The sequence below is a fragment of the Limnohabitans sp. genome (genome assembly GCF_031538885.1).
Taxonomy (GTDB): domain Bacteria; phylum Pseudomonadota; class Gammaproteobacteria; order Burkholderiales; family Burkholderiaceae_C; genus Limnohabitans.
In genome coordinates this window covers 1-20,144 of record NZ_JAVKLW010000104.1, presented here as the reverse complement: position 1 = coordinate 20,144, position 20,144 = coordinate 1, and the positions used below count along the sequence as shown (strand labels likewise).

Here is a 20,144-nt window from a genome sequence, read left to right as displayed (position 1 = left end):
ATTTGGTATCGTTCTTCTCGGCTGAGGTGCTTGTACATTGGGCAACTTCGACTTGGCGGTTAAAGCGGCCATGATGCTCTCGCATCCTCAGCCACCTATAACCAGTTCATCTTTGTTGCACTTCGTCCTTGAATCCGCCACAGATAAAAATGGAAAACAATGCCATGACCGAAGTACAGTGGAAAGACGTGCTCAAGTCGATCACCAAAAGTACCCAACCCAGACCTTGAGTTTTTACAGACGGCACACCCAAAGGACACGTTTCATGCACACCCCGAGTTCAGCATCCCCCATCACCCCCGTTGTTGCTCAACGTGCCGTCCCCGACGAATTGATCGCGGCACTGCAAGCGCGATTTGCCACGAACTGCTCGACCGCTCAGGTCATTCGTGAGCAGCACGGGCGCGATGAGTCGGCATTCACCCATGTGCCACCGCCTGCTGCTGTGGTGTTTGCCGAGAGTACGCAAGATGTGTCGGATGCGGTGGCCTTGGCCGCCCGCTACCAAGTGCCGGTGATTCCATTTGGCGTGGGCTCGTCGCTGGAGGGTCATTTGCTGGCGGTACAAGGCGGCATCAGCCTGGACGTGGGTCGCATGAACCAGGTGCTGCACATCCATGCCGAAGACCTGACGGTGACGGTGCAGCCTGGCGTGACGCGCAAGCAGTTGAATGAGGCACTCAAAAGCACGGGTTTGTTTTTTCCGATTGATCCTGGTGCCGATGCGTCGATTGGCGGCATGAGTGCGACCCGCGCGAGCGGAACGAATGCAGTGCGCTACGGCACGATGCGCGAGAACGTGTTGGCATTGGAGGTGGTGACCGCCAGTGGCGAAGTGATTCGCACAGGCACGCGCGCCAAGAAGTCAGCCGCAGGCTATGACCTCACGCGCTTGTTGGTGGGCAGCGAGGGCACACTGGGTGTGATGACCGAGATCACGCTGCGCATCTACCCACTGCCCGAAGCGGTCTCTGCCGCCATCTGCTCGTTCCCCAGCATTGAGGCGGCGGTGCGCACCACCATTGCGACGATTCAAATGGGCGTGCCGATTGCGCGTGTGGAGTTGATTGACGGCAACACCATCCGCATGGTCAACCACTACGCCAAACTGGGCTTGGCTGAAACACCGATGCTGTTGATGGAGTTTCATGGCTCACCCGCAGGGGTCAAGGAGCAGGCCGAGACGGTGCAAGAGATTGCGGCAGAGCATGGTGGCGAATCGTTTGAGTGGGCCACCACGCCCGAGGAGCGCACACGACTGTGGACCGCTCGACACAACGCGTATTTCGCGGCGATTCAAAGCAAGCCAGGCTGCCGCGCCATCAGCACGGATACTTGTGTGCCAATCAGCAAGTTGGCGGATTGTTTGCTGGACTCCATCGTGGAGGCAGACGCCACAGGCCTGCCCTACTTCTTGGTCGGCCATGTGGGGGATGGCAACTTTCACTTTGGCTATTTGATCGACCCCAACAATGCCGACGAGTGCGCCACCGCCGAAGACTTGAACCACAAGCTGGTTCATCGTGCGTTGCGCTTAGGCGGCACCTGCACGGGCGAGCATGGCATTGGCCTACACAAGATGGACTTCTTGCGGGCCGAAGCAGGTGAAGGCGCGGTGGACATGATGCGCACCATCAAGCGCGCACTAGACCCGCACAACATCATGAACCCCGGCAAGATTTTTGTCTAAGGGCGGCGCAGTTGATCGATGAGCCCGTTGAGTTCATCGAGTGAGCCAAATTGAATGGCCAATTCGCCCATTTCCTCCACACGGCCATGGCGCTTGACGCGCTTTTTAACGCGCACTTCCACTTGCGCGGTGAGCAAGTCAGAGAGTTCTTCTTCAAGGCGCTTGATGTCGCGTGATTTTTCGCTCTTGGGTTTTTGGGGCACGAGGTTGAACTCGGCGCTGAGTTTTTTGACCAAGCTTTCGGCTTCGCGCACCGACATTTTTTTGGCGCTGATTTGATTGGCCGCCGTGATTTGTGTGCCACGGTCAAGCGCCAACAAGGCGCGGGCATGGCCCATGTCAATGTCGCCAGCCATGAGCATGGACTGCACCGGGTCTGCAAGGTTGAGCAAGCGCAACAAGTTGCTGGCGGCGCTGCGTGAGCGGCCCACGGCTTGCGCGGCGAGTTCGTGGGTCAGGCCAAACTCTTTGACGAGGCGTTGCAAGCCCTGCGCTTCTTCAAGCGGGTTGAGGTCTTCGCGCTGGATGTTTTCAATCAGCGCCATGGCCGCTGCGGCTTCGTTGGGCACGTCGCGCACCAGCACGGGCACGGTGTCCAAGCCCGCGATTTTGGCGGCACGGCTGCGGCGTTCGCCCGCGATGATTTCATACTTGCCGGCGTTGGGGCCGTCATGGAGCTGACGCACCAAAATCGGCTGCATGATGCCTTGCGCTTTGATGCTTTCGGCCAGTTCGTACAACGCGCCCTCGTCCATACGTGTGCGCGGCTGGTACATGCCGGGCACCATTTGCGTCAAGGGCAAGGTGGTGGGCAAGCCATCCGCGGCGTTTTGTGCTGCCAAGCTGTCGTCGACTTTGGGGCCGAGCAAAGCTTCAAGGCCGCGGCCTAAGCCTTTGGGTTTTTTAGTGACCATGGGTGAGTTCTTCTTCGAGTAAATCTTGTAATAACGCGAGGCCTTCAGGCCAATCGCCAAGCTTGGCGTCGGCATTGAGGTGCCCGCTCATGCCGCAATCGACCATGCGCGAGCCCCACGCATGTGCCAGTGCACTGGCGCGCATGAAGCTGCAATACGGGTCATTGCGGCTGATGGCCAGCACACTGGGGAAAGGCAAACGCTCACGCACAATGGGGCTCCAGCTGTGCAGCATGTGCTGCATCTCCGCGCGCTCCACATCGGCAGGGGCCACCAGCAAGGCAGCTTTGACGTGGTGTGTGTGGTGTGAGTGTGCCGCCCATGCCGCGACCAAGACACAAGCCAAGCTATGGGCGACCAACACCGCGCCGGGGTTGGCCAACACCGTCTCCTCGAGCTGCATCATCCAGTCGCCACGCAAAGGCCCATCCCAGTTGTGTTGCTCTACGCGGATGTAGCCGTGCATGTGCTGCCAGCGACTTTGCCAGTGGTCTGGCCCGCTGTTGTGCCAGCCAGGAAGAAGGAGAACGGGAACGGTCATGTGCGTGCGTGGGCTTGGGTCTAGAACGCTTTGACGCGGTCCACCATTTCTTGCGCAAAGTCGACAAAAGCATGGCTGCCTTTGGCCGCGGGGTCAAACACAACGCCGGGCAAGCCATAGCTTGGCGCTTCGGCCAAACGCACGTTGCGGGGAATGACGGCGCTGAACACTTTGTCACCAAAGTGGTCTTTGAGTTGCTCGCTCACTTGTTGTTGCAAGGTGATGCGTGGGTCAAACATCACGCGCAAAAGGCCGATGATTTTGAGGTCGCGGTTCAGGTTGGCGTGGACTTGTTTGATGGTGTTGACAAGATCGGTCAAGCCCTCGAGGGCAAAGTATTCGCATTGCATCGGCACGATCACGCCATGCGCACAACACAGGCCATTGAGTGTGAGCATCGACAAGGAGGGCGGGCAATCGATCAAGATGAAGTCGTACTCCGCATCAACGGCGGCCAAGGCTTGCTTGAGGCGGTTCTCTCGGCGCTCCAAAGACACCAGCTCGACTTCAGCACCCGCCAAGTCGCGGTTGGCGCCCAAGACGTCATAGGTTGGGATTTTGGCGCGCACACCATCGGTGCCCCAGTCGCTGCGGATGCGGGCTTCGGCCACCGTGGCTTCTTCGAGCAACACGTCGTAGACCGACAGCGCCATTTCGCGCTTATCCACGCCCGAGCTCATGGTGGCATTGCCCTGCGGGTCTAAGTCCACCATCAACACCCGTTGGCCCACAAATGCCAAACCTGCCGCCAAGTTGACGGTGGTGGTGGTTTTACCCACGCCACCTTTTTGGTTTGCTACGCAAAAGATTTTGGCCATACAGCGCTTTCGAAAGTGACGGGAAATTATTTGAAGAAGGCCAACTTCAGCCCAAACGCAATCAGCAACACGCCGGCCGCTTTGTTGAGCATTACCGCCATCATCGGGTTGGCACGCACACGCTCGGCCAAATAGTGCACCAGCACAACAATCAGCAACCCATACAGAAAAGTCAGCCCCGCAATGGTGGCCGCCATGAAGCCAAAAGTGACCCAACCCTGATGAACCGCGGGGTCGACAAACAAGGGAAAGAACGCCATGTAAAACACAATCGCCTTGGGGTTCAACACGGTGATGAACAAGCCCTGGCGAAAGTAGTGATCTGACTTCATAGACAGCACGGGTGCGTCACCTGGCTTGCTGTTGAACAAGGAATAACCCAAGCCCAGCAAGTAGGCTGCGCCCATCCATTTGACCGAGCTGTACAAGCTGGGATAGTTGATGAGCACGGCTGACAAGCCAGCCACGGCGAGCCACAACAACACCTGGTCGCCCGCAATCACACCGCATGTAGCCGCCAAGCCCGAACGCACACCGCCCTTGCCCGTTGCGGCGAGCAAGGCCAAATTACCGGGGCCAGGAATGGCAAGAAAAATAAGGATGGCAACGACGAATGAACCTTCGTCCGAGATACCGAACATAAATGTCTCAGATTTAAAACTGAGGGAAGTTTAACCGCGCATCCAGATGATGCAGCGCTCGGCATCCAAACTGGGCACTTGGAGCTGTTCCACGTGAAACACATACACGCTTTTCGGGAGTGCCGCCAGCTCTTGATCTGGGTGCTTGCCCTTCATAGCCATCCAAATTCCGCGCGGGGCTAGGGCTGACGTAGACCAAGCGGTGAAGTCCTGCAACGAGGCGAAAGCGCGAGAACACACCACGTCATAGGGCTGGGTCAAGCTCTCCACCCGTGCGTGTAGCCCCTTGAGGTTGGGCAACTTCAGCGTCGCCGCCACCTGTTGGATGAAGGCCGCTTTTTTAGCCACGGTGTCCACACAGGTCACGGAAATGTCAGGGCAAGCAATGGCAATCACAATGCCTGGCAAGCCAGCGCCCGCACCCACATCCAGCAAACGGAAAGGTGGCATAGCACCACCCGCCTCAACCGACGAAGCGCCTTGCTCCGTCGACGCCAGTAAAACCAACTTGGCCAATTCACGGCGCAGCGGTGCGATGACGGCCAAGCTGTCGAGCAAGTGGTGCGTGAGCATTTCATGAGCATCACGAACGGCGGTGAGGTTGTAAACCTTGGTCCACCTGGCAATCAAATCCATATAGGCCAGCAACTTGTCTTGCTGGTCGTCGCCCAGGGTCAGGCGCAAATCGTCAAGCCCTTGGCGCAGGGCGGGTAGAAAGGGGTGCATCTAGGCAGCCTCGACCGATGGGTCAATAACAGCTTCCGCCACAAACCCCCTGACGCGGGAGCGCTTCAAATGGATCAGCAACAAAGAAATAGCCGCAGGTGTCACACCGGATAAACGCGAGGCCTGCCCCAAGGTCTCAGGACGTTGGCGGCTCAGACGCTGACGCACCTCAAATGACAAGGCGGTGACCGCGTTGTAGTCCAAGTCTTCGGGCAGCTTTAGGTTTTCGTAGTGAGCGGCGCGTTCGACTTCGTCGCGCTGACGGTCGATGTAGCCCGAGTATTTGGCCGCGATCTCGATCTGCTCAATCACCGCACGGGTTGTTTCACGCGAAACCTCATCCCCAGCCAAGGCCTCTGCCAACTCTTGGTTTCGGTACTTCGCGCCGTCCATCGACGTCAAGGCTTGGTAGCTCACGTCTGGACGACGGAGTAAATCGGCCAAGTTGTATTCGCGGTCAATCGCCTTGCCCAAGACGCGCTCGGCCTCCGCCGTCGGCAGGTTGCGCGGATTGATCCAGATAGATTTCAGGCGTTCTGTTTCACGTGAAACAGCATCGCACTTGCGGCTGAACGCCTCCCAGCGTGCGTCATCCACCAAGCCCATTTGGCGGCCGATCTCGGTCAGCCGTACATCGGCGTTGTCTTCGCGCAGCTGTAGGCGAAACTCCGCGCGGCTGGTGAACATGCGGTAGGGCTCAGTCACGCCCTTGGTAGTGAGGTCGTCAACCAGCACACCCAAGTAGGCTTGATCACGGCCCGGCGTCCACGCGCCACCAAAGTCATTGGCCATGCCAGCCAGACTACGGCATTGCAATGCGGCGTTGATACCCGCAAACAAGCCTTGGGCCGCCGCCTCTTCATAGCCGGTGGTGCCGTTGATTTGCCCGGCGAAGAACAGGCCACCGATGGCGCGGGTTTCAAAGCTGCGTTTGAGCTCGCGCGGATCGAAGTAGTCGTACTCGATGGCGTAGCCCGGGCGAGTGATGTGGGCGTTTTCCAAGCCCTTCATGGAGCGAACCAAGTCGTACTGGATGTCAAATGGCAGGCTGGTGCTGATGCCATTGGGGTAGTACTCATTCGTGGTGAGGCCTTCGGGCTCTAGGAAAATTTGGTGGCTGTCTTTGTTTGCAAAGCGGTTGATTTTGTCTTCCACGCTCGGGCAGTAGCGTGGGCCCACGCCTTCGATCTTGCCGGCGAACATGGGGCTGCGGTCAAAGCCGGAGCGGATGATGTCATGGGTGCGGGCGTTGGTGTGGGTGATCCAGCACGGCATGTGCGCCGGGTGCATGGAGGCACGCCCCATGAAGCTGAACACCGGCACTTCACCCAACACCCCCGCCGAGGCTGCGCTGGTTGCCGTCTGAGCTAGCACGCCATCGCCCGGTTGCTCGATGCACTGGCTGAAGTCAATGGTGCGACCATCAATGCGCGGCGGGGTGCCTGTCTTGAGGCGGCCCTGGGGCAACTTCAGTTCTTTGAGTCGCGCGGACAAGCTCAGCGCGGGCGGGTCGCCCGCACGACCACCCGCGTAGTTGTTCAAGCCGACGTGGATCTTGCCATCCAAGAAGGTGCCGGCAGTCAGAACTACCGTGCGGCTGCGAAACCGAATACCCGCTTGGGTGCAGGCCCCCACCACACGATCGCCCTCCACCATCAAGTCGTCCACGGCCTGTTGAAACAACCACAAGTTGGGTTGGTTTTCGAGCAGGCGACGGATGGCTGCTTTGTACAAAATGCGGTCTGCTTGGGCGCGGGTTGCGCGGACGGCCGGGCCTTTGGAGCTGTTCAAAATACGGAACTGAATGCCGCCTTCATCGGTGGCCAAAGCCATGGCGCCGCCCAAAACATCCACCTCTTTGACCAAGTGGCCCTTGCCAATCCCACCGATGGACGGGTTGCAACTCATCTGGCCCAAGGTCTCGATGTTGTGACTCAAGAGCAAGGTTTTAGCCCCCATGCGTGCTGCGGCCAGCGCCGCCTCTGTGCCCGCGTGGCCGCCGCCAACAACGATGACATCAAACTCTTGGGGGTACAACATAAAACCAACCTTTGGGGTGCGCACACATGCAGGGCTGAAGGGGCGGTGCGCCGCCCTTTAAGCCAAGGGCACGATTTTACAAGGGCTTGTTCAAGGTGATACTGGCACGCAAGCCGTGGGGGCTTTCCGTTTGCAGCGTCACTTTGGCACCGAGCAACCGTACATAGGCGTTGACAATGGCGAGGCCCAAACCCGAGCCCTCTTTCAAGGCCTCACCTGCCGAGCCTTGCACCCAGCGCTGGGTGAGTTTTTTGAGTTGCTCTGGGGAAACGCCAGGACCGTTGTCAATCACCGACAACACCACGGCTTGTGGCGCATCAACCACCGATACCGTGATATGGCTTTCACCATCGGGCGAGCGACCATAACGCAAAGCGTTGTCAAGCAAGTTGTTCAACACACCCTCGATCAAAGCGCCGTTGCCCAAGGCCCAAACAGCTTGGTCCACCCCACGCGCACCAAGGTCCACGCCCGCTGCATCGGCGCGTGGCAAAAACCGCAACACAGCTTCGCCCACCAACACATCCAGCGCCACGGGTTTGGGCTCTAACGTGTGCTGGGCTTCATCGGCCAACGCCAACGCCAACAATTGATCGACCAAGTGGCTGGCCCGCTCCTGGCTCTGGGCAATGCCTTGCAACTGCTCGCGCCAAACCTGCGGGTCGCTGTGGCGCAAACCGTAATCGGCCAAGGCGCGAATCCCCGCCAAGGGGGTGCGCAGCTCGTGCGCCACATTGCCCGAAAACTCGCGCTGCGCCTGCACACTCTGCGCCATGCGCCCCAGCAGCGCATTGACTGCTTGGCCCAAGCGCTGCACATCGCGTGTGGTGGCCGTCACTGGCACAGGCGTCAAGTCACGCGCATCACGGCGGCCCACCGCCTTCTCCAGCTCGGCAAGTGGGACCAAATCGTCCTCGATCGCACGCTGCAACCATGCGGCCAACACCAAGAGCAACAACAGCTGCGGCACGATGGAAAACGTCAACAACCGCTGCAGCAAATGATCGCGGCTAGCGGTGGTTTGGGCCATCACCACATAAAAGTCACCTGGCTGCTGCCGGTGAATCGACACGCTACGCAACACACGGCCTTGGTATTCCACCGCATCGAAATGCGGCTTTGACGTGTCATCGAGTTGCGGCGGGCGTAAGCCCGCATGGCCGGCCAACAAGGCGCCATTCGCATTCAACACCGCGAAGTACAAGGACTCGCTTTGATCAAACAACACCGTGCTCATCTCTTGGGCTGAGAGGCTTAAATCCAACGAGCCAGACTCATCGGCAGCGCGGCGCACATGGCTGGCGACCAAATACGCATCGTCCAACAAAGCACGGTCAAACGCCTGCTGTGCAAAGTAAGACGCAATGCCCACCACCAAGGCCGATCCAAGCAACCACATCACGGCCAATGGCACCAGTACGTGACGCAGCAAACGATTGCGCAGTGAGGGCTTGCGAGGCATGGCCATGGTCATGTTTGCTCCTCCAACACATAGCCAATGCCACGCAAGGTGCGAATGGTGGCACCACTGTCTGCGAGTTTTTTACGCAACCTAGAAATAAAGGCTTCGAGCGCGTTGTCCCCCAGCGCGTCGTCAAAGCCCGAGAGTTTGTCGGACAGCACACGCTTGCTAACAGCGCGACCCGGCGGGCTCATCAACTCACGCAGCACTTCGAACTCACGGGCAGGCAAAGCCAAATCGACATCGTCCAAAAAAATACGGTGCAGCTTGCGATGCAGGCGCAAACGCCCGACCTGCACCTCGTCATCCACGCCATGCGTACGACGCACCAAGGCACGCAAGCGGGCCTCGACCTCTTCTAGATCAAAAGGTTTGCCCAAGTAGTCATCCGCCCCCGCATCTAAACCCGCAATGCGCTCATCGGTGCGGTTACGCGCGGTCAAGACCAACACAGGCGTGCGGTCGCCGCGGGCACGCGCTTCTCTCAACAATTGCAAACCGCTGCCTTGGGCCGCATGGGTTTGACCGTTAAGTGGCAAATTCAAATCGAGCAACACGGCATCGTAGGTTTGCACCTGCCAAAAGTGGGCCCCATCTTCCAAGTGACTGGCCGCGTCCACGCGATGGCCCGCATCACTCAGGCTGCGCAACATCACCGTTTGCAACACGGCGTCGTCTTCAATCAACAAAATTCGCACGGGTGACTTAAAAAATAATGAAGTCAGGGGCTGGTCAGCCAGAATGAACGATAAACGTGAGTATGAGCATACGACAGAATCTGCAAGACCGCTTGCACCACACCACCCTCGCTTTGTTAAACACACCCAGCAAACGCTACGGCGTTGGGGCAGGCTTGGCCGCGCTGGTGATCGTGCTTTACATGCTGCTGGGCCAAGAAGCCCCCTCCAAACCACCCGCGCCGCAACCCATCGTGCAAGGCCAACAACTGCGCTTCCCCGCTGGCCATCCACAACTGGCCTTGCTGGGCACCATCGAGGCCAAAGCCGCCGAGAGCGTGACCATCGAACTACCCGCACGCTTGGTCTGGAACGAAGAACGCACCCAGCGCATCTACCCTGCCTTTGCAGGACGCGTGCTCACGCTGAATGCCGACATCGGCCAAAGTGTCAGCGCGGGCCAAGTGCTGGCCACCTTGGCCTCGCCTGAGTTTGGTGCAGCCCAAGCAGACACGGCCAAAGCCTTGGCCGATGCCCAAGTGGCCGAACGCGCCTTGGCACGGCACCAAACATTGTTTGAAGCCGATGTGATCTCGCGCAAAGAGCTAGATGCCACCGAAGCCGATGCGCTTCGCGCCAAAGCCGAACTGGCGCGTGCCCAAGCACGCACACGCATGTACGGCAGCGCCAACACCGTGAACCAGCAACTCGGTCTGGCGGCCACCGTGCGCGGCGTGGTGGTCGAGCGCAACCTGAGCGCCGGCCAAGAGGTTCGCCCCGACCAAGGCGGCCCCGGCAACCAAGCCTTGTTTGTGGTCAGCGACCCCAACGTGTTGTGGGTGCAGATTGATGCGCGCGAATCCGACACCGCTTCGCTCAAACCCGGCACCCGAATCACACTGACGCTGCCAAACTTCCCTGGCCAAACATTTGACGCCAAGATCACCGCCACCGGTGACTTCATCGACAGCAACACGCGTTCGATCAAAGTACGCGCCATCATCGACAACGCACAACGCGTACTCAAAGCCGAAATGCTGGGCACGGCCCGCATAGAGCGCAAACTAACCGCTGGAGTGTTGGTACCCGCCAGCGCCGTGCAACTACGCGGCACCGAGCACTGGGCCTATGTGCAGACCGAACCAGGCGTGTTTGAACCGCGCCGCGTGAAACTGGGCTACGAAGGTTTGCAAGAAGTCCTCATCGTGGACGGCGTGCAAGCGAACGAACGGGTGGTGAAAGAAAATAGCTTGCTGCTGGCGCGTGAGTTCCGCAATGCCCAAGACGAGGCCATGCAGCACACACCGGCCCCCGGATCTGCCGCACCCGCCAGCCACGCAGGTCAAAAATGAAACGCCTCATCGACTATGCGCTGAACCAGCCGCTGTTCATTCTGCTGGGCACACTGCTGTTTGTGATGGCCGGTGTATTCGCATTCAAGAACTTATCGGTAGAAGCCTTCCCTGACGTCACCGACACGCAAGTGACAGTGATTGCGCTTTACCCAGGTCGCGCCGCGGAAGAGGTAGAAAAAGAAGTGACGCTGCCTATTGAGGTCGCGCTGTCTGGCTTGCCCAACTCCATTCGCGTGTTCTCACACACGCAATTTGGTTTGTCGTTCACCGTGGTCACGTATGACGACAAGGCGGAGGTCAACCTCGCGCGTCAACAAGTCAACGAGCGCTTGAGCAGCATCGATTTACCCGCAGGCGTGCAAGCCAACGTCATGCCCAATGCCACCCCTGTGGGTGAAGTGATGCGCTACCGACTCAAGGGCGACGGCAAAACCTCCACCGAGCTTCGCACCATCCAAGACTGGACGGTGGAGCGTGCGCTGCGTCAAATCCCAGGCGTGGCCGATGTGGTGGGCATGGGTGGCTACATCAAGCAATACGAAGTGCAGCCCGACATGCAAAAGCTGCGCGCCTACAAGCTCACGCTGCAAGACTTGCAAGAGGCCATGGGCCGCGGCAACGCTAACGCGGGTGGCAGCTACGTGGCGCAGGGCGCACAACAGTTCGCCATCCGCGGCATTGGCTTGCTGCACTCGGCACAAGACATTGCCAATATCGTCGTCACAGCACGCGGCAACACGCCCGTGCTGGTACGTGATGTGGCCACCGTAGCTATCGGCGCCGTGCCACGCTTAGGGACCGTCGGCCAAGACATGGACGACGATGTCGTCACCGGCATCGTCATCATGCGCAAAGACGAAAACCCCAGCGTGGTGCTCAAAGGCGTGAAAGAAAAACTCGCCGATCTGAACGAGCGCGTGCTGCCCAAGGGCGTGCAAATCGTGCCGTTTTATGACCGCACGTGGTTGATGGGCAAAACACTCACGACCGTGTTTAAAAACTTGGTCGAAGGCGCACTGCTGGTGTCGCTGGTGCTGTATCTGTTCTTGTCGAACATGCGCGCTTCGCTGGCCGTGGTCGTCGTGATTCCGCTGGCGCTACTGTCGACGTTTTTGGGCTTGAAGATTTTGGGCGTGCCCGCCAACTTACTCAGCTTAGGCGCGATGGACTTCGGCATCATCGTGGACGGCGCAGTGATCGTGATTGAAAACATCATGCATCGCTTGGCCGAGCGTGGCGAAGGTATGAACGAGAAAGAGCGTCGCACCCTCATCACCAACGCGGCGAACGAAGTGGGCCGCCCGACCTTGTTCTCTATGCTCATCATCATTGCCGCACACATCCCGATCTTTGCGTTGCAACGTCACGAGGGGCGCATCTTCCAACCCATGGCGTTATCCGTGACCACGGCGTTGATTGGCTCACTGATCTTCTCACTCACCTTGGTGCCATTGCTGGCTTATTGGATGCTGCGCAAAGGCATTCCGCACGGCGACAACGGTTTGGTGTCTTGGGCCAAGCGCGTTTATGAGCCCGTGCTGAACTGGGCGCTTGAAAAGCCACGCAAAGTAGTCGCGATTGCCTTGAGTGGTTTTGCTGTATCCATCTTGGCGGCCGCCAGCTTAGGCTCCGAATTTTTGCCAGAGCTCAACGAGGGCACGTTCTGGGTCAACTGGGACATGCCCGCCAGCGTGTCGCAAGAAGAAGCCGCCAAGGTCTTGCGCAAAGCACGCTTGCAGTTAATGACCATTCCTGAGGTGCGCACCGTAGTCTCCAAAGCGGGTCAACCCGAAGACGGTACTGACCCCAAAACCCTCAGCATGGCCGAGGTGTTTGTGGACGTGAAGCCCGCCGAAGAGTGGCGCAAAGGCATGACGCGCGATTTACTGATTGAGGAAATGGGCCAAAAGCTGGCCGTCATCCCCGGCGTAGACCCCGCGTTTTCCATGCCCATTCGTGACAACGTGCTTGAATCTATTTCGCAAATCAAAGGCCAAATTGTGGTCAAGGTATCGGGCGACGACTTGGACGTGCTGCGCAAAACCACCGAAGCCATGCAACGCGAGTTCAAGCAAGTGGTGGGGGTTCAACGCGCCGAGATTGACCGCTTGGGCGAAGTGCCGCAACTCATTGTGGACATTGACCGTGACCGCGCCGCACGCCTGGGCCTGAATGTGGGAGACATCCAAGACGTGATCGAGTCGGCACTCGCCGGCCGTGCCACCACAGAGATTTGGGAAGGTGAACGCAAGTTCTCTGTGGTGCTGCGATTGGCAGGCGACCGTCGCTCGGTCATGCACCTGCCCGCCACACCGATCGCGCTGCCCGGCGGTGGCTACGCCACACTTGAAAACGTAGCGACCATCCGTCAAGGCAGCGGTGCGATGAACATTGCGCGTGAAGCAGGTCGACGCACGATGGCGATTGGTATCTTTGTGAAAGGTCGCGACATGGGCTCCGTCGTCGCCGACATGAAGGCACGCGTGGACAAGAACGTGAAGATCGCCGACAGCTATACCGTCACATGGTCGGGCGAATTTGAAAACCAAGAGCGCGCCATGCAACGCTTGGGCGTGGTGGTGCCGATTTCTCTGTTGCTGATCTTTGTCTTGTTGTTCGATGCCTTTGGCTCGTTCAAAACAGCGGGGCTGATTTTGATCAACGTGCCCCTCGCCTTGATCGGCGGCTTTGTGGCCTTGTGGCTTTTTAGCATCCCGCTGTCGGTGTCTGCGGCGATTGGCTTTATTGCTTTGTCGGGTCAGGCGGTGCTCAACGGCGTGGTGATGCTGTCCGTGTTCCAACAGTTACGCAACGCAGGCTACACGGTGATGGAAGCCGTCAAAGAAGGCGCGCTGCAACGCCTGCGCACGGTGCTGATGACTGCCATGCTGGCGGCATTGGGCTTGCTGCCGATGGCTCTGAGCCACGACATTGGTTCGGAGACACAACGCCCCTTGGCCATCGTGGTGATTGGTGGGCTGGTCACGGCCACGCTGCTGACCTTGGTGGTGTTGCCCGCGCTGTATGTGTCTTGGTTCTCGAAGCCTACCGCGCCGCAGCAGGGTTGAGCAGGGACACCGGTATTTGTGCGTGGTGCGTTAGGCTTGAACGAGGGTATGTTCGATGGCGCACTCCGTAGGGAGGGTACCGAACATTGTTAACCCTCCTTGTTTGCACCAGCATTCATCAGCTTGTAGGCTGCTACAGCAACACCTCCTGCCGCAATCACGCCGCCGCCGATTGCGACGGGTACCGCCCATGCGGGCGCAGTACCGATACCAACAAGCGCAAGCGCTGGGCCCGCCCACCCTCCAATAGCAGCGCCAGCCACTGCAAACGGAACAGTCGCTGCCATACCAACACCGCCAGTTGCCAAGCCAACACCAGATCCGAAGACTCCGCCTGCAACACCACCAATAGCTGTGCCGACGGCACTAATAGTCCCCGTCGCAGAGGCTCCCGCCGCCACAACCCCGGCCGTTGATGCAGCAGCCCCTCCAACGATAGCGGCACAGACAGCAACGTTTTCGGTTTTGTTTGTGGGCTGTTTCTTTTCTTCGTCATGTGTTGTCTCGGGCATCGTGACCTCCTGATGTGATTTGCTAAGCGTCAGCGCCGAGAAGTGGCCTGACAAATTTGTACAGCTAAGGCAAACGCGATTAAACGTCGATATTGGCAGCGCGCAAAGCGTTGTTTTCAATGAAGTGGCGGCGAGGCTCGACCTCGTCGCCCATCAACATGGTGAACACGCGATCGGCTTCAATGGCGTCATCAATTTGCACACGCAACAAGCGGCGGACTGTCGGGTCCATCGTGGTTTCCCATAGCTGCGCAGGGTTCATCTCGCCCAAGCCTTTGTAGCGTTGACGCGCGGTAGCGTTTTCGGCCTGAACAATCAGCCACTTCATGGCTTGCCGGAAGTCGGTGACCTTTTCTTCTTTTGCTTTGTCGCCTTCGCCACGCTGTACTTTCGAACCCTCTCCCAGCAAGCCACGGAAGGTTTGTGCGGCTTCGGCTAACGCAGCGTAATCCGCACCATGCACAAAGTCTTGGGTGATCACGCTGCTCTTGACGTTGCCGTGGTGGCGGCGGCTGATGCGCAAAATGGGTTTGTCGGTGCGGGCATCGAACTCCCCGGTGGCCTCTGAACCACTGCCAAGTTCGCGCAATTTTTCTTGCATGGCCGCCGCAGATTTTTCTGCATCAGCCACGGTGTCCAGACTCACAGAGACGCCATCTGCCATGGCGCGCAAGGCTTCTGCATCCATGAATCCACTCAGACGAGCAATCACCGACTCAGCCACTTGGTGCTTGCGCGCCAACTCACCCAACGTATCGCCGTTTAAGGTGTGTGAATTGCTGCCACCGGTGGTGATGCTGGCGTCTTTCAAGGCGATGCGTAGCAAGAAGCCATCCAATGCAGATGCGTCTTTGAGATACAGCTCTTCTTTGCCTGCTTTGACTTTGTACAAAGGTGGTTGAGCGATGTAGATATGACCACGCTCGACCAACTCTGGCATTTGACGGTAGAAGAAGGTCAGCAAAAGCGTACGAATGTGTGCGCCGTCCACGTCCGCGTCGGTCATGATGATGATGCGGTGGTAGCGCAGCTTGTCTACATTGAAGTCATCTGTTGCAGACTTACCAGACTCCGCACTGGCTTTGCCAATGCCCGTTCCCAAGGCGGTGATGAGCGTCAAAATTTCATTGCTGGTGAGCAATTTTTCGTAACGCGCTTTTTCAACGTTCAAGATCTTGCCGCGCAGCGGCAAGATGGCTTGGAATTTACGGTCACGGCCTTGCTTAGCTGAACCACCCGCAGAGTCACCCTCGACGATGTAAATTTCGCACAGCGACGGATCTTTTTCTTGGCAATCTGCCAGTTTTCCTGGCAAACCCATGCCGTCCAATACGCCTTTGCGCCGTGTCATCTCTCGTGCTTTGCGTGCGGCTTCGCGCGCACGTGCGGCTTCTACAATCTTGCCGCAAATAATCTTGGCATCGTTGGGGCGCTCTTGCAGATAGTCTGCCAAGGTTTTGGCAACGATGTCTTCAACTGGCGCACGCACTTCGCTAGAAACAAGCTTGTCTTTGGTTTGGCTGCTGAACTTAGGCTCAGGCACTTTGACAGACAACACGCAGCACAAGCCTTCGCGCATGTCGTCGCCTGTGACTTCTACCTTTGCCTTCTTAGCAAATTCGTTTTCTTCGATGTACTTGTTGATGACACGTGTCATCGCGGCACGCAGTCCTGTCAAATGGGTACCACCATCACGTTGAGGGATGTTGTTGGTAAAGCACAACACATTTTCGTTGTAACCATCGTTCCACTGCATGGACACTTCCACACCAATGCTGGTGCCAGGAATTCCACCGTAGGTGTCAGCAGGTCGCTCGCCTTCTGCGTAAAACGCATTAGGGTGCAGCACTTTCTTCCCGGAGTTGATGAAATCAACAAATCCCTTAACACCGCCAGCACCAGAAAAGTCGTCTTCTTTCTCCGTGCGCTCATCCATCAAGCGGATGCGTACACCATTGTTCAAGAAACTTAGTTCACGCAAACGCTTACTCAAAATCTCATAATGAAAATCAGTATTTTGTGTGAAGATTTCTGTGTCAGGCAAGAAGTGAACTTCAGTACCACGCTTTTCGGTATCGCCTATGATGCGCATGGGAGACACTTCTACACCATTCACCACTTCGATCAATCGGTTTTGCACAAACCCTTTAGAAAACTCCAAAGTGTGCACCTTGCCGTCACGACGAACAATCAAGCGTAGTGACTTAGACAATGCATTGACGCAAGACACTCCTACGCCGTGTAGCCCGCCAGACACTTTGTAGCTGTTCTGGTTGAACTTGCCGCCGGCATGCAACTCGGTCAATGCGATTTCTGAGGCACTGCGCTTTGGCTCGTGCTTGTCATCCATTTTCACGCCTGTTGGGATGCCACGCCCGTTATCCGTGACGCTGATGGAGTTGTCACTATGAATGGTGACCACGATATCATCACAATGACCAGCCAAAGCTTCATCGATGGAGTTGTCGACCACTTCAAACACCAAGTGATGTAACCCTGAACCATCAGATGTATCACCAATGTACATACCTGGGCGTTTACGAACCGCTTCAAGACCTTCCAAAATTTGGATAGAGCCTTCACCGTAGCCTTCACCAGTTAAAGGTGTTACTTGGGTTTCAGAAATTTGAGTGGGTTCAGTCATAGCAAGTCTTCATGCGTGAGGAAAAAGTACCTCACGCGTTCAATCGTAGAAAAATGGAATAACGAAGCGTTAAATACGCATTGGCATCACAACGTATTTGAAAGTGGCGTTGTCTGGGATGGTGATCAGCGCTGAGCTGTTGGAGTCTGCTAGATCAACCTGCACCATGTCTTGGTCCATGTTGGTCAATGCATCTATCAAGTAAGTCACGTTGAAACCAATTTCAATTGCATCACCGCTGTAGTCAATTTCAAGTTCATCTACAGCTTCTTCTTGCTCTGCGTTGCTAGATGACACGCGCAATACGCCAGGTTCCAAATTCAGGCGAACGCCTTTGAATTTCTCGCTAGTCAAAATTGCTGTGCGTTGTAAAGTCGCCAACAAAGCTGTGCGACCCATGGTGATTGTGTTCTTATGATTTTTTGGAATCACACGGTTGTAATCTGGGAACTTACCTTCAACCAGCTTGGTTACAAACTCCATATCGTCGAATGTGAATTTGGCTTGGTTCCCTGCAAATTGCATTTCAAGCGCACCTTCTTTTTCGCTCAGCAAACGCTGCATTTCCAACACTGTTTTACGGGGCAAGATAACCTCTTGACGCGGTACATCAACATCTAAAGTAGCCGAAGAGAAGGCCAAACGATGTCCATCGGTCGCAACCAAACTAAGTTGGTTTCCTTCTGCTACGAATAAAATTCCATTGAGGTAGTAGCGAATGTCATGCACAGCCATCGCGAATGAGACCTGGTGTAATAACTCTTTCAAAGTTTTTTGCGGCACACTGAAAGAAGAACCAAAGTTGGCTGCTTCTTGCACCAATGGAAAATCTTCAGCGGGCAAGCTCTGCAAAGTAAAGCGGCTCTTGCCGCCTTTCAAAATCAGTTTATTCTGACTGGACTTTAAGCTCACAGTTTGATCCGAAGGCATGGTACGCAAAATATCAATCAACTTGCGTGCCCCAACAGTGGTTGTGAAGTTTCCAACATCACCGTCAGTCTCTACCATCATTCTGATCTGAATTTCTAGATCGCTTGTGGTCAGTTGCAACACACTCCCCGTTTTGCGAATCAACACATTCGCCAAAATAGGCAATGTATGGCGGCGTTCAACAATGCCGGCGACAGATTGCAGGACAGACAAAATTTTGTCTTGTGTTGCTTTAAGTACGATCATCTCTTCCTCTTGTTTTCTTTATTTAAGTTAGTAGTAGTAGATAAGCAAAGCATCTTTCTGTGGAGAACAGCATTTTCCTCTTTTTTTTCAAGTACTTGAGCTCACTCGTAAGATGTTGAGAAGAGCACTTTCTGACATTACTCAAAACTGGATAACTTTTTCTTTTTTATTTTTCTGTGGATAACTTTGGTGTTATGCATAAATTATTCACAGAGTTATCTTTCTCTCTGCTTAGCCTTTGAGTGTTTGTTCCAAAACATGCAGTTGTTGGTTTAAATCTACCATTTGTAGGCGTTCTGCAGTAATTTTGCGAACAGCATGTAAGACTGTGGTGTGGTCACGACCACCAAACAGCTCGCCAATTTCTGGAAGACTTTTTTGTGTGAGTTCTTTAGTAAGGTACATTGCAATTTGTCGAGGTTTTGCAATCGAGGCTGGACGCTTCTTAGAGTACATGTCAGCTACTTTGATTTTGTAGTAGTCAGCCACAGTTTTTTGGATGTTTTCTACAGAAATTTGTCGATTCTGAATAGAGAGCAAATCACGTAAAGCATCGCGTGCGAGTTGAATTGAAATTTCTTTTTGATTGAACCGCGAATAGGCCAAAATTTTACGCAAAGCGCCCTCGAGTTCACGTACGTTGGAGCGCACATTCTTCGCAACGAAGAAGGCAATCTCTTCGGGCATCTCAGAGCCTTCAGCGCGTGACTTGCTGATCAAAATTGCAACACGCATTTCTAACTCTGGCGGTTCAATAGCGACTGTCAAACCTGCATCAAAACGAGAAACCAAACGTTCGTGAATGTCTGTTAGACCCTTCGGATACGTGTCACTTGTCATGATGATGTGAGACTTTTTAGCCAACAGTGCTTCAAAAGCGTTGAAAAACTCTTCCTGTGTGCGTTCTTTGTTTGCAAAGAATTGCACGTCGTCGATCAATAGTAAATCGAGTGAGTGATAACGCTCCTTGAACTCATCAAAAGTTTTACGCTGATACGCTTTAACCACGTCTGAAACAAACTGTTCTGCGTGGATGTAGAGAACTTTCGCGTCTGGCCGTTCAGTCAGTAGTTTGTTCCCAACGGCATGCATTAAATGCGTCTTACCCAACCCTACACCACCGTAGATGAACAAGGGGTTGTAAAGTTGACCAGGCATGGTTGCCACATGCATGGCTGCGGCGCGAGCCATCCGGTTGGCCGTCCCTTCAACCAAGGTATCAAAAGTTAGCGCTGTGTTGAGACGTGTGCGAGAACCGCTTGGAATCCCCTCCTCAAGACCGACAAAACTTTCAGGCAATGATTCGAGCTCTTGAGAAAACGAAACAGATTTAACCCTGATAGGCGTTTCCTTAGGAGTAATTGCTAACTCGACAGAAATTGGTTGTCCATGAAATTGTTGCAATAGGCCAGCAATTCTGTTCGCATATTGAGCACGAACCCAATCTAATTTGAATCGATTACCGACCAAAATAGTGACTTTACTGAAATCTTCAGCCACGCTTGCAAGTAGCGGTTTGATCCAAGTGTTGAACTGCTGTTCTGGTAATTCCTGCGCCAGTTGCTCGATGCAGATTTGCCACAAATCCGCACCAGAACTTGGTGACACGCCGTCAGCGGCAGAAGATGGAAGACTCTGGTTCATTAAATATTTTTCTGTGGATAGCTGTCCCTAAAAGACAGGGAATGGGCCACTTTATCAAAAAACTATCCACAGGTCATCTAAATTTATGAACTTTTAAAAAGGCGGATTCAAGGACGAAGTGCAACACGCTTTAACGAGGCATGGAATACCTCGTGAGGTGTCTTGAATCCTAGTCGCTTTCTGGGGCGGTGATTCAATCGGTTTTCAATCATAGTCAATTCCTCATCCGTCACGGT

At 55.6% G+C, this 20,144-nt stretch carries 15 protein-coding genes; 3 read left to right on the top strand and 12 right to left on the bottom strand.

Going from position 1 to position 20,144, the window contains the following annotated elements:
• Window positions 1-265 precede the first annotated feature (265 nt).
• Window positions 266-1,690, top strand: a complete 1,425-nt coding sequence (locus tag RMS03_RS08410; protein WP_310626626.1) for an FAD-linked oxidase C-terminal domain-containing protein — start codon at window positions 266-268, stop codon at window positions 1,688-1,690.
• Here the strand turns inward: RMS03_RS08410 and RMS03_RS08405 are convergent.
• The 8 genes from RMS03_RS08405 to RMS03_RS08370 form a co-directional block, all read right to left on the bottom strand.
• Window positions 1,687-2,604 (bottom strand): ParB/RepB/Spo0J family partition protein, encoded by a 918-nt coding sequence (locus RMS03_RS08405; RefSeq protein ID WP_310626625.1) that lies wholly within the window; start codon window positions 2,602-2,604, stop codon window positions 1,687-1,689. The two genes, RMS03_RS08410 and RMS03_RS08405, sit on opposite strands and share 4 nt — an antisense overlap.
• On the bottom strand, window positions 2,594-3,145 hold the full coding sequence (locus RMS03_RS08400) for an alpha/beta hydrolase (protein ID WP_310626624.1): 552 nt from the start codon (window positions 3,143-3,145) through the stop codon (window positions 2,594-2,596). Before RMS03_RS08400 ends, RMS03_RS08405 begins: the two co-directional genes overlap by 11 nt.
• 20 nt (window positions 3,146-3,165) lie before the next feature.
• Window positions 3,166-3,963 (bottom strand): AAA family ATPase, encoded by a 798-nt coding sequence (locus RMS03_RS08395; RefSeq protein WP_310626623.1) that lies wholly within the window; start codon window positions 3,961-3,963, stop codon window positions 3,166-3,168.
• Window positions 3,964-3,989: 26 nt separating this feature from the next.
• Window positions 3,990-4,604: a LysE family transporter gene (locus RMS03_RS08390; protein WP_310626622.1), complete on the bottom strand. Its 615-nt coding sequence runs from the start codon at window positions 4,602-4,604 to the stop codon at window positions 3,990-3,992.
• A gap of 30 nt (window positions 4,605-4,634) precedes the next feature.
• A complete protein-coding gene (gene rsmG, locus RMS03_RS08385; RefSeq protein ID WP_310626621.1) occupies window positions 4,635-5,330 on the bottom strand; it encodes a 16S rRNA (guanine(527)-N(7))-methyltransferase RsmG in 696 nt (231 codons plus the stop codon).
• Entirely contained in the window at window positions 5,331-7,370 is a 2,040-nt protein-coding gene (gene mnmG, locus RMS03_RS08380) for a tRNA uridine-5-carboxymethylaminomethyl(34) synthesis enzyme MnmG (protein WP_310626620.1), read from the bottom strand.
• Window positions 7,371-7,446: 76 nt separating this feature from the next.
• Complete coding sequence (locus tag RMS03_RS08375; RefSeq protein ID WP_310626619.1) at window positions 7,447-8,844, bottom strand: sensor histidine kinase; 1,398 nt, start codon at window positions 8,842-8,844, stop codon at window positions 7,447-7,449.
• A complete protein-coding gene (locus RMS03_RS08370) occupies window positions 8,841-9,530 on the bottom strand; it encodes a response regulator transcription factor (RefSeq protein ID WP_310626618.1) in 690 nt (229 codons plus the stop codon). Before RMS03_RS08370 ends, RMS03_RS08375 begins: the two co-directional genes overlap by 4 nt.
• Before the next feature lie 62 nt (window positions 9,531-9,592).
• On the opposite strand from RMS03_RS08370, the gene RMS03_RS08365 reads away from it, so the two are divergent.
• Together RMS03_RS08365 and RMS03_RS08360 are read left to right on the top strand one after the other, a co-directional pair.
• Complete coding sequence (locus RMS03_RS08365) at window positions 9,593-10,861, top strand: efflux RND transporter periplasmic adaptor subunit (RefSeq protein WP_310626617.1); 1,269 nt, start codon at window positions 9,593-9,595, stop codon at window positions 10,859-10,861.
• Window positions 10,858-13,932, top strand: coding sequence for a CusA/CzcA family heavy metal efflux RND transporter (locus RMS03_RS08360; protein ID WP_310626616.1), 3,075 nt, complete (start codon window positions 10,858-10,860; stop codon window positions 13,930-13,932). Before RMS03_RS08365 ends, RMS03_RS08360 begins: the two co-directional genes overlap by 4 nt.
• Window positions 13,933-14,089: 157 nt before the next feature.
• On the opposite strand, the gene RMS03_RS08355 is transcribed toward RMS03_RS08360, so the two are convergent.
• From RMS03_RS08355 to dnaA, 4 genes are all read right to left on the bottom strand, one after another.
• Window positions 14,090-14,299, bottom strand: coding sequence for a hypothetical protein (locus RMS03_RS08355; RefSeq protein ID WP_310626615.1), 210 nt, complete (start codon window positions 14,297-14,299; stop codon window positions 14,090-14,092).
• Between the two features lie 224 nt (window positions 14,300-14,523).
• Window positions 14,524-17,088 carry a DNA topoisomerase (ATP-hydrolyzing) subunit B gene (gene gyrB / locus RMS03_RS08350; protein WP_310626614.1) on the bottom strand — a complete coding sequence of 855 codons (2,565 nt, stop codon included), beginning with the start codon at window positions 17,086-17,088 and terminating at the stop codon, window positions 14,524-14,526.
• 69 nt (window positions 17,089-17,157) lie between these two features.
• Entirely contained in the window at window positions 17,158-18,264 is a 1,107-nt protein-coding gene (dnaN, locus tag RMS03_RS08345; protein ID WP_310626613.1) for a DNA polymerase III subunit beta, read from the bottom strand.
• A 231-nt stretch (window positions 18,265-18,495) separates the two neighbouring features.
• A complete protein-coding gene (dnaA, locus tag RMS03_RS08340; protein ID WP_310626612.1) occupies window positions 18,496-19,908 on the bottom strand; it encodes a chromosomal replication initiator protein DnaA in 1,413 nt (470 codons plus the stop codon).
• Window positions 19,909-20,144: the final 236 nt, after the last annotated feature.

Coding starts and splice junctions, on each gene's coding strand:
- RMS03_RS08410 (WP_310626626.1), top strand. CDS start 266: ATGCACACCCCGAGTTCAGCATCCCCCATCACCCCCGTTGTTGCTCAA.
- RMS03_RS08405 (WP_310626625.1), bottom strand. CDS start 2,604: ATGGTCACTAAAAAACCCAAAGGCTTAGGCCGCGGCCTTGAAGCTTTG.
- RMS03_RS08400 (WP_310626624.1), bottom strand. CDS start 3,145: ATGACCGTTCCCGTTCTCCTTCTTCCTGGCTGGCACAACAGCGGGCCA.
- RMS03_RS08395 (WP_310626623.1), bottom strand. CDS start 3,963: ATGGCCAAAATCTTTTGCGTAGCAAACCAAAAAGGTGGCGTGGGTAAA.
- RMS03_RS08390 (WP_310626622.1), bottom strand. CDS start 4,604: ATGTTCGGTATCTCGGACGAAGGTTCATTCGTCGTTGCCATCCTTATT.
- rsmG (WP_310626621.1), bottom strand. CDS start 5,330: ATGCACCCCTTTCTACCCGCCCTGCGCCAAGGGCTTGACGATTTGCGC.
- mnmG (WP_310626620.1), bottom strand. CDS start 7,370: ATGTTGTACCCCCAAGAGTTTGATGTCATCGTTGTTGGCGGCGGCCAC.
- RMS03_RS08375 (WP_310626619.1), bottom strand. CDS start 8,844: ATGACCATGGCCATGCCTCGCAAGCCCTCACTGCGCAATCGTTTGCTG.
- RMS03_RS08365 (WP_310626617.1), top strand. CDS start 9,593: ATGAGCATACGACAGAATCTGCAAGACCGCTTGCACCACACCACCCTC.
- RMS03_RS08360 (WP_310626616.1), top strand. CDS start 10,858: ATGAAACGCCTCATCGACTATGCGCTGAACCAGCCGCTGTTCATTCTG.
- gyrB (WP_310626614.1), bottom strand. CDS start 17,088: ATGACTGAACCCACTCAAATTTCTGAAACCCAAGTAACACCTTTAACT.
- dnaN (WP_310626613.1), bottom strand. CDS start 18,264: ATGATCGTACTTAAAGCAACACAAGACAAAATTTTGTCTGTCCTGCAA.
- dnaA (WP_310626612.1), bottom strand. CDS start 19,908: ATGAACCAGAGTCTTCCATCTTCTGCCGCTGACGGCGTGTCACCAAGT.